The organism is Candidatus Omnitrophota bacterium (assembly GCA_028716245.1).
Lineage (GTDB): Bacteria > Omnitrophota > Gorgyraeia > Gygaellales > Profunditerraquicolaceae > UBA6249.
The window spans coordinates 15,997-28,819 of record JAQUQW010000003.1 but is presented as its reverse complement, the minus strand read 5'-3'; the positions used below and the strand labels follow the sequence as shown (position 1 = coordinate 28,819).

Here is a 12,823-nt window from a genome sequence, read left to right as displayed (position 1 = left end):
TTTCTATTTTTAGATGCATAAAACTATTAATTTTTTAGGCATAGAGGTTGGGGCGCTGGCTGCCGATGATATCATAGGGAAAATTCTGGAATACGCCCTTACGGATAAGGCTAAATTTATAACCTATCTTAACGCGCACTGTGTAAATACCGCCTTAATCGATAATGAATATAAAAAAATTCTGCAAAAAGCAGACTTGGTTTACACCGGAGGCCAGGGCGTGGTCTGGGCCGCGAGATTTTTAGGTAACCCTTTGCCGGAAAGGGTAAACATATTGGATTTTTTTGATAGGTTAGTTTCCGAACTGAAAGATCGAAAGATAACCATTTATTTATTGGGAGGCCGGGAGGGAACCGTTAAAAAGACAGCAGAAGCATTGAAGGCCAAAGGATTAAGAATTGTAGGCAGCCGGGAGGGTTTTTTTGCTAAATCCGAAGAGCAGAAAATCATTCAAGAAATTAACAGTTTAAAGCCAAATATATTAATGGTTGGGATGGGGGTTCCGAAACAAGAAAAATGGATAGCTAATAATATAGGTGCGTTAAATGTTAATTTATATTGGGCTGTAGGCGCCGTGTTTGATTGGTTGTCCGGCCAACGAAAAAGAGCGCCGAACTGGATGATTAAATTTGGGCTTGAATGGCTGCACAGATTGTGGCAGCAGCCGAAAAGGTTGTGGAAGAGATACTTATTGGGGAATCTGATTTTTATTCACCATATTCTTAGGTGTAAATTAAGCGGATATGAAAAGAATAATTAAAAGAAATATTTACCTAGCTGTTTTTATAATTATTTTAATCGACGGGGTTATTGGTTATTCGTTATTCAAAAGCCGCGCGTTTTCACATTTGGCTGTCTGGGATATTATTGAGTCCGTTAACCCGGATGATTTTTACTGGCAGCCGGATAAGGCCCCGGGATATTTTCATCTCGAACCGGATAAGCCCGGGCTCGATATTTTTAAAAATGAGATCCGGCCTTTAATCAGGAACAAAAACGATGACTTTGAAGCTATGCTTGAAGCCGCAAAATATGTAATGAATATATTTTCGAATAATAACCGTACGGGCCGAGTTTTAAAATGGGATTCTCCCGATGGCATGCTCAGGCAGATAAGAGAGGGAGCCCGGGGCGCGAATTGTTTTCACCGCTCGATTTTATTCTCCGCGTATTTATCCGGTTTAGGCTTAAAATCAAGATTATGGGCTTTAGAAAGCGAGAAGTTTAAGCCGCTGGCTCACTCGGTGAACGAAGTTTATATTAAAAGCTTAAAAAAATGGGTATTTGTAGATACAACGTTTGGTTTTTACGCTACCGAGCGGGGCAACCCGCTTTCCTTTTTAGAATTAAGAGAAAGGCTGCTGGATGATCGAACCGGAAATATTTTGATTCAGAGAATAGGAAGTGGGGCAGAGGAACACAATGCAATGCCGGTTTCTTACTCGAAGCTTTTAAAATGCGTATTTTTGCGCACAGGAAACGATTTTATCGATAAGTATAATACCAGATATGGATTTTTTTCTGTATTCCAAAGCTACATTGATAAGCTTCCCAATGGCATCAGAATAGGGACGAGTTATCTATTTGGCGGAGAAGATAGGTTTGTTCATTACGTGGATAGATTTAGTAAAAGCTTAAAATCAGATATTATTATAGCCAAAGCGCTTTTTTACTTCCTGGTTTCCACAATATTTCTTATCGGTATTCTCGGTATAGCGTTTGTTTTAGTCTTTTTGCGGGCCCGTCTGCCGATAAATCTTTCGACAAAAGATACCCGCCAGAGATAAAGGAAGAAGTCTAAAAGGCGGTCAAAAAGTAAAAACCGCAAAAACGTGGCTTGCCATTTTTTAAAAGTAAAAAAATTATGTTTGTTTATCGATAAACTTATCAGGGCGTTTTTAATGATATTTGGCCGGAATTCATTTAAGATTTTGCCGGCAACAGGCATATCCAGCAGTTCTTTCGTGATATAAAGAGAAAGATAAACGGTTGTTATCATATGGCTATCTTGGGCCGATTTCTTTATATATTTCCAATCAAGGTTTTCGCCGCTCGCGCTTAACAATTCAGAAATATCGACTATAAATTTTAAAGTTAGCCTCCGCAGATGCCTGCGTAAATGCAGGGCTAAGGATAAAAATGTGTCTTCCGCGGATAAAAGCGATATTTTCTGGCTATTAATGTTTATTTCCCGGGTTCTTTCCCAAAGTTGCGGGAGTTTGAGCGGGTAAGGGCGGGCAGGAGAAAGCTCGGTGTGGATCTCTATAATTGACGAAAAACTCGCGGAAAGCTTTTTTGAGAAGACGTTTTCGAAAGCGATTTTATTGCCAATAGTATCCGTATTTTCTATATAGCCTGTTTGGGTAAGAATATTTTTTATTTTCGGAAATTCAGTTTCTTTTACAAGTATATCGACATCAACCATTATCCTTAGCTCAGGATTGCTCTGGTATATTGTTTGTATTAAGCTAAAGCCTTTGAAAGGCATAATGGTTATGCCCGCGGAATTGGCCGATTTCAGAATAAGCGCAGCCTCTTTTTCTAACATTGAGTTTCTAACAAGGTTAGAATAATGGTAGTTTTTCATTATTGCGAACATCTCCTGAGGGATGGAATCTTGAAGATTCAGCCTGTTTAAGTTATAATACAGAAAAGGCAGGATTTCTTGCCGGACGGAGAATTCTCTTATTCTATTCCAGTTAAGCGGCCCATTTAGAAGGCCCAAGATTTCATTCCGGTTAGGTTCGTTTATCTTTAATCTTGTACAAAGCAAGATTAATTTATGTTCACTGGGTATTTTCCTTTCGTTCATATTCAAATTATAACATAAGAGATACAGCTTAAATAGAAGATTAATATGACAATTAAAATAAGGAATAAGAATAAATATGTTTACGGCATAAGATCAAAGGTTAGGAGATTCCTGCGCCGCAGCAATTTTATGCAAAAGAATTATCTCAAATTAAAAGAAATTGTTATTAAAAATAACTTCCGGGTGCCTGCGGATAAAAATAAGTTGTTTGATAAAGTATTTATTGAGACCGTTTCTTATTGTAATAATGATTGCGCTTTTTGCCCGGCGTCGGCAAAAGCTGGAGCAAAAAATCCCAAAAACCTTATGCTCGAGAGTTTATACCTAAAGATACTTAATGAATTGGCAAATTTATCTTTTATTGGAAGCATTGCCTTTCATTGCAATAACGAACCGCTTTTGGATGCGCGTTTATCCTCTCGGATAAGAATTGCCAGGGGCCTATTGAAAAACAATTTTTTTTATCTGTATACTAACGGCATTTTGATTAACGCGAATTTAGTGAATGAACTATTCGAATCCGGTTTAAATAGGATTATCATAAATAATTATAATGATCAGCACAAATTGAATCCCTCCATAAGGAAACTGCTAAATAATTCAGCTGTTTTGGGTGGCGAAGTTATAATTAATTATAGGGCTAAAACCGATTACTTCGGCAATCGTGCCGGCCAAAGCCCAAACGCGGGAGTTTTTTTAAAAAATCCGCTAAAGATCCAATGCCTGAGGCCGTTAACCGAAATAGTTATTGGTTATGATGGGACTGTGCCTTTATGCTGCGCGGATGGATTGTGGAAGGTAGTTATGGGGGATGCCAAAGATTCAACTCTTAAGGACATCTGGTTTTCAGATTTTTTTAAAAGCGCCAGGCGATCGCTAGCAAAAGGATCCCGAAGCTGTTCAGAGATTTGTAAAGTTTGCGACGCGTTGAATTTTCCCGCGCCGAAAGGGATCCGTGAATAATTCCGAAGATCTATTATTTTTTGAAACCTCCGGGTTTAGTATGTGGCCGTTTATCCGGCCGAAAGAAAAACTGGTGATTAAAAAATTCCCGGCAGATGATTTAAGAGCCGGGGATATTATTTTATACCGGGTAAATAACCAATTGATTTGTCATCGGCTAGTAAGGAAAAATAAGGATTTTCTCTATACGCGGGGAGACAATTCTCTGTCTGCGCCGGAACCGATAACCCGAGAAATGTTTATCGGTAAAGTGGTTGGTATTATAAAAAATAATAGGATGATCAATCTTACAATTTGGAGAAATAGGTTGATCAATAGCTTTATGGTGGTCATTGTCCCTTTGATTATTAAGTCTTTAAAACCTGTTTATATGAAACTTCGCAAAAGATGAGTAAAGGCGTGTTCCTTATCGAAGACCATGATGCAGCGCTAACCATTTGGCGGCAGAAGGGTTTTAAAAACCTTGATTTGGTGCATATTGACGCCCATATTGATTTTGGGTTTTATCAGGCAAAACCGATAGATAATATAATTCGGGATGCAAAAACTTTGAAGGAATTAAAAAGCGATTTAGAGCATAGTTTAGCTTATCAACAGTATGAAAATGATTTGGATAAGCAGGCAAATATCGGCAATTATATTTATCCGGCAATGCAGGAGGGCATTGTCAGGGATTTTTACTGGGTGGTGCCGGGAGCTGGCAGTATACCGCAAGCCGCTCTGTGCATGCAAAGAAAATTATCAAACAGGCTTTCTGGCAGGAGATTTATTGTCTGCACCTTAAAAAATCTGCCTATTTTTAAGCAGAAGGTTTTGCTTGATATCGATACTGATTTTTTAGTTATAGATAGCCTTGTGAATGCAAACAATACAGTCGATATAGGCAAAAGAAAACCTTGGATTACGCCAGCTCATTTGGTAGAAACGCTTAAGGGAAAGATACGACAGCCGCAAATAATCACTATCGCCTATTCGGTAAACGGCGGTTATACACCAATGGAGTATAAGCATTTAGGTGATGAGCTCGCCTATAATTTTTCTCCCGGAGAATTTAGAAACCGTTTCCGGGCCGCTTTAGCGGCAGCCGAGAATTTTAATCTTTTTAGGTCCACGGGAAGAAAAGAATACTACGAAAAAGCAATCGCCTGTGATCCCGCTTACAGGGTTTCAGATAATAATTATGGGCCGCTTTACTTATCTCTGGGGAAGTTTTCTTTAGCGAGAAAAGAATTTTCAAAAATATTGAAAGTTGATCCCAAAAACCCCGCTTGCTTTCTGGGTTTGGGCCAAATTTTCCTGCAAAGAAATAATTTTAAAAAAGCAAAAACATATTTTTCCTTGGCTTTAAAGCAGGGCAATCAAGGATTGTTTAATAAGCTAGAAGAGCAATACCTCTTGGGAATGGCAGCCGCGGAATTTAAACTCGGCAATATTCATAAAGCCAAGAAATTATTGTTAAGGTATCAATCATTTGAACGTTTAGACGCGCAAAGCCATTATCTTTTAGGCCGGATATATGAAAAACAAAGAAAATTCCCCAAGGCGGCTGTTTTTTATAAAAATTCGTTGATCTTAGGTTTTGACGCGTTGGAAACGACTTTGCGCCTATTAAAGATTGCCTTTTTGTTAAAAGAAAAACATGCTATAATTGATTTGGTTACCGGTAGATATAATGCGTTTAAGGCGGCATTTCTGAAAGAAAGAAAACTAAAAAACAATAGGTCGATAAAAAAGTGGGATAAAACTGAAAAAAAGATGTGGGCGATAGAGAAGATTCTTTCAAGAGGAGGTAAAACCAATGCAAGAAAAGACTGTTTTACGCAAGAATTCCGATATGGTAACTCGGGTGATTGAAGATGAGACCATACTTCTGCCGATTTATAAGACCTCAGATGAGATAAACTGTATCTATACTTTAAATAAAGTTGCTTCAAGGGTTTGGGAATTGCTCGACGGCAAAAGGACGCTGACCGAGCTTAAAAGTAAGCTCCTGAAGGAGTTTGATACCACGCCCGAAGAAGTAGACAAGGAGATGCAGAAATTATTAAAAGACTTAAAAGAGATCAAAGCGGTAAAATAAATTGCTAATCCTGGAAAGGAGAAGTAAGATGCCCAAAAAACCTAAATTTAAGCCGGTGATTACGCGGGTAAAACTCAACCCTGAGCAGGCGGTGTTGTCGTGTAATTGTTACGGTTGGGGGTACCAAACCGCAATCGCTGGACCGTCCTTGAAAGGGTATTCGCACAATAAAGGGGCGGTTTGGGGCTGCATATTCCCTTCAGGATCAGGTCCATTAATTAATTTTACTAGAACCACGACAGGCACTTCATAAGCCATTTTAATTGGGAACACAATATCTAATTAATGATGAACGAGGCTGCGACTGGGTTATTGAGCAGCGCTTCCTCCTGAACCCTTTTTATTTTTTTGGTGATTTACCTAGTTGTTTATTTGAATTCCGGGGGCATAGTACTTAATTACCTTTGAAATTCGTGTGGATTAGCGTTTGAAAGAATGGAAAAAAATAGCCTCGGTCGTTTTATTCGTAAATTAAATAGTAAAAAAGAGCATTATCCCTGGAGCGGCCAGCTTGAATTCACCTATCGTTGTAATCTAAACTGCGTTCATTGCTATTGCAAAAGTTCGGAAGACAGAGAATTGACTGCTGAGGAGTGGAAGAAAATTCTTGATACGCTTCAGCAAGAAGGTTGTCTTTGGCTTACTTTTACCGGCGGAGATCCTTTAGTCAGGGGTGATTTTTTAGAAATCTATTCCTATGCTAAAAGTAAGGGTTTTATTATCACGCTTTTTACCAATGGTTACAGCCTGAGCAAAGAAATTGTCAATTATTTGGCGAAATATCCTCCTTTTTCCATTGAGATAACTCTAAATGGCATAACCCAAGAATCCTATGAATCAATTACCCAAGTTAGCGGTTCTTTTTTTCGGGTAATTAAAAATATTAAGTTATTATCAAAGAACAATACTAAACTTATATTAAAATCCAATTGCCTAAAACAGAACAAAAATGAGATTGCCAAGATAAAAAGATGGACAGAGGAGCTTTTAGGCAAGCCTGCGGACAATAAGTATCGTTTTAAATATGACCCGATGATTTATCCTCGGGTAAATGGCGATAAGGCGCCGTGTAATCACCGGCTTTCTTTTGAAGAGCTGGTGGAGTTAAGAAAACAAGACCCGGATATCTGGGGAGAATATCAAAAGGGGCTCCATAGCGATTTTCCCGATTTAAAACAGGAGAGAAGCCTGCTTTATCATTGCAATTCCTGGATGCAGCAATTTTTTATTAATCCTTATGGACGGCTTAAGTTTTGTATATTTTCAGATCAATTTAGCATAGATTTAAAAACTACACCATTCAAAGAGGGTTTTTATCGTTGGCCTACACAAATATTAAATGAGCGCTTTAAAACCGACTCTAAATGCAAAGATTGCTCTTGGCGGCCAATCTGCTATCATTGCCCGGCAAGGGCGTATTTAGAGACGGGTGACGAAGAAGCGCCAGTGTTATATTATTGCCAATTGGCAGAAGAAACAGCAAAAAAGATGATGGTAAAAGCAAAGGCCGGCAAAAGAATGAAAATTTATCCTGAAAGGAGCATCGTGTCATAATGATAGACTACAAGGTTAATCTTAAAATCGCGGATACGGTTATCTTGATGCAAAGTTGTTTCCCTTTAGAGCAGTTTAGCGCGGAAGGACAGAAGCTGGAAGCTGCTGAACGGTTTGATAATTTCTTCTATAAAGGAAGCCAAAGGCCGGATATTGTAATTGATATCGAAATAGCGGATAAACTTCCCGATGTCTTGAATACAAAACCGGTATTTATTACCTATCATTTTCAGGATAAAAACGAGAACTGGCGCCTGCTTAAAAGAGGCGATATCTATATCTATAAATGCCCGCTTGAGGACAAAAAACAAATTATGCTGGTAAATAAAACTTTTGATAGAGTAAAAGTTTATCTATTGCCTAAGAAGAATAAAGGCAAGGTTTGGAATACCTCGGACATAATCTATGATTTTCTTCAGGTGCTTTTGATAAATTATTTTGCCCAGAGGAATCAGGGTATCTTTACTCATTCTGTGGGAATAAAAGATGTCGGTGGCCGGGGTTTGCTTTTCGCCGGTAAATCCGGGGCAGGCAAAAGCACCACCGCCAGACTCTGGCATAAACACTCAAGGGCGACGGTCTTAAATGATGATCGTATAATTATACGTAAGTTCAACGGTAAATTTTTCATCTACGGCTCTCCCTGGCACGGTGAATTTAGCGATTATCTTGCTTCTAGGATTGAATCAGCGCCGCTTAAAAGAATATTCTTTATCCACCATTGTCCTAAAAACACCATAACACGGATTCCGCCAAAACAAGCATTTAGCCTGCTTTATCCTGCATTATTCCCCACCTTCTGGGATAAAGATTGCTTAGAAAATATAGTTGCATTTTGCGATGATTTAGTAAAGAATGTTTCCTGCTATAGTTTAGGCTTTATGAATAATGAGAAAGTAATTAATTTTGTGAGGAGGTGTAAAGATGGGAAGAAAAACCAAATTTAAACCGGTGATTACGCGGGTAAAACTCAACCCCGAGCAGGCGGTGTTGACGTGTAGTTGTCACTGGGGAGTTATAATTTCATTTGGCGCATATACAAACCTTGGGAGTCAATTTACTGCATGTAGTTCTTTTGGTAGGTCAAGGACTTTTCGAGAATGTAGTGGTAATTTGGGTGGGGATAGTTCTGGTACTTTTCCAATAGGAGGTCCAACTGTTAGCTCGTAATGCTTTGTGATTTTTTTGGCACAATACTTAATTAATGATGTGAGCGAGGCTGCGGCTGGGTTATCGAGCAATGTCTCCTCCGGAGCCTTTTTTGTTTTTTAGGATCCCGGTAATTTCGGGGGCATGGGTAAAAACTTAACTTATGGACATATTCAGTCGATTAGAAAAGATAAATTGTATTGGGATGATTGTTTTATTTTTATGGATATCTTTTTTTGCTCCCTGCGTTAGTGAGCAGTGGCCGTTTAAATTTATTATTTTGCCCTGTGTTTTATTAATGGCGGCGTTCTGGCTTAAAAAAGATATTTATAAGTCAATTTTTAATAAAGTGGAAATACCTTTTTGCGTGTTTTTATTAACAATGATCGGCGGCCTGGTTAGCGTCAAGGATCCCGCGGTTGCTTATCGGTATTTCTGGTTGTTTATCTTTCCGATACCATTTTTATATTTTTTCGCCAAAACCGCTTTTAAAGAAAATTACGGGCGGTTAATCATCAGAAGCCTCTGCCTGATGGCAGTATTAATCTGCGTTTATGGAATTATCGAGTTTTTGACCAAGCAGAATTTTATTTATACCTGTTTCGCCAGAAATATGTATTTTGAAGTTTTTAAAGGACGCAGGATGATGTCCACGCAATTCCATCCCACCCCGTTAGGGACTTATTTTGTAGCTATTTTGCCATTGGCTATCGCGCTAAAATCACTGGAAAAGAAACCATTTTTAAAGTTAATGTCTGTGATTTACGCGGCGATTATATTTATCGGCATAATTTTGACTTTTTCCCGGGGAGCTTTTTTAGGTTTTTTCGCGGCGATGTCGGTGATGGTAACTTTTTTAATTAAGTCCAAGAAGTGGCTTTATCTTTGGGCGTTAGTATTGCTCTGCGCGATAATAATCGGAATTTGTTCTCTATGTTTTCCTTCCGTTCGCTACTCTCTGCAGTCGCTGGCTGCCCCGCATTCTTATTCCGCTAAGCTAGGCCGAATTATGTCCATCGGGCCAATTTTAAAGGACAATCTGTTTTGGGGATTAGGCTTTGGGCATTACCGGGTATTTTTTGACCATTACCTGCCGCGTTTAGCCGATTATTCCAATTATGATGGGAAAGTCGCTGATTGTATGTACATAACGATATTAACCGAAACCGGGATTATCGGCCTTAGCGGATTTTTAGTATTTATTGCTTTTCTTTTTGCGCGGATCAGGGATAGGTTGAGAATATTATTAAAAAACGAAGATAAGCTTTTGTTGGTATCTTTTTTATCCGGATTTATCGGGATGCTCTGTTCTTTTTTAACCTATGACGGGCTTTATTGGGTCGCGCCGAGTTATTTATTTTGGAGTTACGCGGGAAGCTTATCTTTTTTAAGCGGCCCGGCTAAGATTTCTTTACAGATTGATAATTGTATTGACAAAGTGTAAATTATAATATATACTTTTATCATGATAAAACGAGCTATTTCAGAAAAGGTCCTTCACTATGCCCACCGATATCCCGTAGTTACTCTTACGGGGCCCCGCCAATCCGGGAAAACTACTTTATGTAAAGCGTTATTTCCTAAAAAAAAATACTTTTCGCTTGAAAATATCGACACACGCGATTACGCCAGGACCGACCCAAGGTCTTTTTTAAACGAATGCCTTAAAAATGGGGCTGTTATTGATGAAATACAGCGTGTTCCGGAACTGGTGCCGTATATCCAAGAGATAGTGGATACAAAAGATAAACCGGGACTTTTTATTCTGACGGGAAGCCGGAACTTTCATCGCTCGGATACGGTTAGCCAGAGCCTTGCCGGCAGGACAGCCTTAGCCGTTCTTCTGCCATTTTCATATACTGAAATCTACGCTAATAAAGCAGTCTCTATAGACAAAGTCCTTTTCACGGGTTTTTACCCCCGCATCCACGATAAAAAACTTAATCCTAGCGAAGCGCTTTCTTTTTATGTGAGCACATGCCTGGAGCGTGATATCCGCGCGCTAATAAACGTCAAAGATCTCTCAAAATTCGAGAAATTTCTCAAGCTGTGCGCCGGCAGGGCGGCTCAGATTATAAATTTGTCAAACCTCGCCAATGACTGCGGTATTAATCATAACACCGCCAAAAGCTGGCTAGGCGTGCTTGAGGCAAGCTATATCATATTTTTTGTGCGCCCGCATCATGTTAATTTCGGCAAGCGGCTGATCAAAGCTCCGAAGCTTTATTTTACCGATTGCGGCCTGGCCGCGTATCTATTGGACATACAGAACGCTAAGCACATCGCTAACCATCCATTAAAAGGTGCGCTTTTTGAGAATTTTGCTGTTGCCGAACTTCTGAAGGCGCGGACAAACCAAGGTAAAAACAGTAATATTTATTTTTTCCGCGATAATATCGGAAATGAAGTCGATATTCTTCTTGAAAATGGCGTTTCCGTTAAGCCGGTTGAGATAAAGCTCGGAAGCACGATAAACGATGATTATTTTAAAGGTTTGCGGTATTATCAGAAGATTAATAAGAAAAATGCCATCAAGCCGGCATTGATTTACGGTGGCAATGAAGATCAGCATCGCGGAGCAACCGGTATATTTAGCTATAGAAATGCGGAGAAAGTTAACCTTTAATTTAATAAAATAAATGAAAATAAAATCACCCCTTACTCATAAAAAAGAAGTCGCGCCTTTATGCGCGGCAGGCGCGGATGAGTTTTTCTGCGGTATCGAGCCGTATAGCTGGAGGAAAAGGTATGAGGATTTTTCCCTAAATCAGCGTTCAACGGGAGCTAATTTTACTAAATTAGCGGATTTAGAAAAGGCGATTCAGGTCGCGCATCGATATAAAACTAAGGTGCACATAGCAATGAATGCCTTTTTCTATTTAGCAGAGCAGTATAAAGCAGCGCAAACGATTATTAAAGATGTATTGGATATAGGAGCGGATGGAATAATTTTTGCTGATCCGGGATTACTTCGTTCCTGCGGGGCTGGCAAGGATGTGATTGCCGGCTGTGACGCGGCCATTTTTAATTCCGCGGCTGTTAAATTCTATAAAAATTTAGGGGCTACGCGGATTGTTTTCCCGCGGTCAATGGCCATTGAAGAGATAAAGGATGTTGTTGAAGCGGATAATTCCTTAGAATATGAAGTATTTATTATCCATGACCTTTGTTTTTTTGAAGATGGATTTTGCGCCTATTGCAAAGAGCAGGCAGGCAGCGTAAAAAAAGAGGGTAGAGCCAGGGGTAATGCGTATTTTTTTACCGTTTCGCGTTTGCCTTCTCGCGGTTATGGAGGCGGTTGCCGCACATCCTTTAAGCGGCAGAAGATCTCAGTAGCTGATAATAAACAAATAGGAAAAATTAAGCCATTCACATTTTGGATGAAAAAGCATATTGAAGGCTGCGGCGCCTGCGCGATTTACGATTTTAAAAAAATCGGAATAACTAATCTTAAAGTATTAGATCGGAACCTGCCTACGGAAGATAAGATTAAGGCAACCGCGTTTATAAGGAAATCTTTAATCTTTTTAGAGAATAGCAATATTTCTAAAACGGATTATATAGAGAAATGCAAGGAGTTATTTAAAAATACATTTAAGATTAAATGCAATCATTATGACTGTTATTATCCGCCAGGCTGTTAAATGATGGAAAAGGCTATCCACATAACCAATCTTGGAAACCTAAAATATTTCCAGAAAGATAAATATCAACGGCTATATTGGGGGATAGAATTTTGCCAGAATCTTATTCCTTTACTGACAGATACGGAAAAGGTTTTAGGGTTTGCGGAGGATAATAACCTTAGCTTGAGTTTTGTCAGCCCTTTTGTTGCAGAGTGTGGATTAAAAAGATTGAAAGAAATATTCTGCTGGTTTAGGAAGCAAAAAGTTAAGGATCTTGAGATTATAGTAAATGACTGGGGAGTTTTAGAATATCTACGCACTGAATTTAATGGAACATTTGAAATTGCTTTAGGCAGGCTTTTAGCCCGGCAGCAAAGAGATATGGGAATAAAAAAGGTTTTAGAGAAACAGCCGCCTATCGCGGTAAGAGGTAAAGATGGGAAGATAAATATAATTATTCATAAGGTTCCTGATCAACAGTATCAGGATGGGGCAAGGCAATCTTATGTGAATTCTCCTTTTGTTCAAGATCTTTTAACCGAACTTGGCGTCCAGAGGGTGGAGTTGAATAATCTTTTGCAGGGGGTTAATTTAAGAAGAATCCGGCTTAAGAAATCACTATATACGCCATTTGTGAAT

Annotated in this window: 13 protein-coding genes; 12 read left to right on the top strand and 1 reads right to left on the bottom strand. The window is 39.1% G+C overall.

Annotated features, from left to right (window positions below; all coding sequences use genetic code 11):
• Positions 1 to 13 precede the first annotated feature (13 nt).
• Together PHG87_06215 and PHG87_06210 are read left to right on the top strand one after the other, a co-directional pair.
• Complete coding sequence (locus PHG87_06215; GenBank protein MDD5477770.1) at positions 14 to 760, top strand: WecB/TagA/CpsF family glycosyltransferase; 747 nt, start codon at positions 14 to 16, stop codon at positions 758 to 760.
• Positions 744 to 1,787, top strand: coding sequence for a hypothetical protein (locus tag PHG87_06210; protein MDD5477769.1), 1,044 nt, complete (start codon positions 744 to 746; stop codon positions 1,785 to 1,787). The genes PHG87_06215 and PHG87_06210 overlap by 17 nt, the downstream gene beginning before the upstream one ends.
• On the opposite strand, the gene PHG87_06205 is transcribed toward PHG87_06210, so the two are convergent.
• Positions 1,670 to 2,812 (bottom strand): nucleotidyltransferase family protein, encoded by a 1,143-nt coding sequence (locus PHG87_06205; GenBank protein MDD5477768.1) that lies wholly within the window; start codon positions 2,810 to 2,812, stop codon positions 1,670 to 1,672. The genes PHG87_06210 and PHG87_06205 overlap by 118 nt on opposite strands.
• 45 nt (positions 2,813 to 2,857) lie before the next feature.
• Between PHG87_06205 and PHG87_06200 the strand changes: the two genes are divergently transcribed.
• From PHG87_06200 to PHG87_06155, 10 genes are all read left to right on the top strand, one after another.
• Positions 2,858 to 3,775: an SPASM domain-containing protein gene (locus tag PHG87_06200; GenBank protein MDD5477767.1), complete on the top strand. Its 918-nt coding sequence runs from the start codon at positions 2,858 to 2,860 to the stop codon at positions 3,773 to 3,775.
• Positions 3,768 to 4,166 (top strand): S24/S26 family peptidase, encoded by a 399-nt coding sequence (locus PHG87_06195; GenBank protein ID MDD5477766.1) that lies wholly within the window; start codon positions 3,768 to 3,770, stop codon positions 4,164 to 4,166. Before PHG87_06200 ends, PHG87_06195 begins: the two co-directional genes overlap by 8 nt.
• Positions 4,163 to 5,629 carry a UPF0489 family protein gene (locus tag PHG87_06190; GenBank protein ID MDD5477765.1) on the top strand — a complete coding sequence of 489 codons (1,467 nt, stop codon included), beginning with the start codon at positions 4,163 to 4,165 and terminating at the stop codon, positions 5,627 to 5,629. Before PHG87_06195 ends, PHG87_06190 begins: the two co-directional genes overlap by 4 nt.
• Positions 5,574 to 5,855 carry a PqqD family protein gene (locus PHG87_06185; protein ID MDD5477764.1) on the top strand — a complete coding sequence of 94 codons (282 nt, stop codon included), beginning with the start codon at positions 5,574 to 5,576 and terminating at the stop codon, positions 5,853 to 5,855. The genes PHG87_06190 and PHG87_06185 overlap by 56 nt, the downstream gene beginning before the upstream one ends.
• A 435-nt stretch (positions 5,856 to 6,290) precedes the next feature.
• Complete coding sequence (locus tag PHG87_06180) at positions 6,291 to 7,409, top strand: radical SAM protein (GenBank protein ID MDD5477763.1); 1,119 nt, start codon at positions 6,291 to 6,293, stop codon at positions 7,407 to 7,409.
• Positions 7,409 to 8,356, top strand: coding sequence for a hypothetical protein (locus tag PHG87_06175; GenBank protein ID MDD5477762.1), 948 nt, complete (start codon positions 7,409 to 7,411; stop codon positions 8,354 to 8,356). The genes PHG87_06180 and PHG87_06175 overlap by 1 nt, the downstream gene beginning before the upstream one ends.
• A gap of 365 nt (positions 8,357 to 8,721) precedes the next feature.
• A complete protein-coding gene (locus PHG87_06170; protein ID MDD5477761.1) occupies positions 8,722 to 10,002 on the top strand; it encodes an O-antigen ligase family protein in 1,281 nt (426 codons plus the stop codon).
• 21 nt (positions 10,003 to 10,023) lie between these two features.
• The gene (locus tag PHG87_06165) at positions 10,024 to 11,184 is read left to right on the top strand and encodes an ATP-binding protein (protein MDD5477760.1); all 1,161 of its coding nucleotides are present in this window, start codon (positions 10,024 to 10,026) and stop codon (positions 11,182 to 11,184) included.
• 13 nt (positions 11,185 to 11,197) lie between these two features.
• Positions 11,198 to 12,202 carry a U32 family peptidase gene (locus PHG87_06160; GenBank protein MDD5477759.1) on the top strand — a complete coding sequence of 335 codons (1,005 nt, stop codon included), beginning with the start codon at positions 11,198 to 11,200 and terminating at the stop codon, positions 12,200 to 12,202.
• Positions 12,203 to 12,823, top strand: a 621-nt coding sequence (locus PHG87_06155; GenBank protein ID MDD5477758.1) for a hypothetical protein, incomplete at its 3' end; no start/stop codon positions are given.

What these genes read in the sequence shown, in the direction of transcription:
- PHG87_06215 (MDD5477770.1), top strand. Translation starts at nt 14, where the DNA reads ATGCATAAAACTATTAATTTTTTAGGCATAGAGGTTGGGGCGCTGGCT.
- PHG87_06210 (MDD5477769.1), top strand. Translation starts at nt 744, where the DNA reads ATGAAAAGAATAATTAAAAGAAATATTTACCTAGCTGTTTTTATAATT.
- PHG87_06205 (MDD5477768.1), bottom strand. Translation starts at nt 2,812, where the DNA reads ATGAACGAAAGGAAAATACCCAGTGAACATAAATTAATCTTGCTTTGT.
- PHG87_06200 (MDD5477767.1), top strand. Translation starts at nt 2,858, where the DNA reads ATGACAATTAAAATAAGGAATAAGAATAAATATGTTTACGGCATAAGA.
- PHG87_06190 (MDD5477765.1), top strand. Translation starts at nt 4,163, where the DNA reads ATGAGTAAAGGCGTGTTCCTTATCGAAGACCATGATGCAGCGCTAACC.
- PHG87_06185 (MDD5477764.1), top strand. Translation starts at nt 5,574, where the DNA reads ATGCAAGAAAAGACTGTTTTACGCAAGAATTCCGATATGGTAACTCGG.
- PHG87_06180 (MDD5477763.1), top strand. Translation starts at nt 6,291, where the DNA reads ATGGAAAAAAATAGCCTCGGTCGTTTTATTCGTAAATTAAATAGTAAA.
- PHG87_06175 (MDD5477762.1), top strand. Translation starts at nt 7,409, where the DNA reads ATGATAGACTACAAGGTTAATCTTAAAATCGCGGATACGGTTATCTTG.
- PHG87_06170 (MDD5477761.1), top strand. Translation starts at nt 8,722, where the DNA reads ATGGACATATTCAGTCGATTAGAAAAGATAAATTGTATTGGGATGATT.
- PHG87_06165 (MDD5477760.1), top strand. Translation starts at nt 10,024, where the DNA reads ATGATAAAACGAGCTATTTCAGAAAAGGTCCTTCACTATGCCCACCGA.
- PHG87_06160 (MDD5477759.1), top strand. Translation starts at nt 11,198, where the DNA reads ATGAAAATAAAATCACCCCTTACTCATAAAAAAGAAGTCGCGCCTTTA.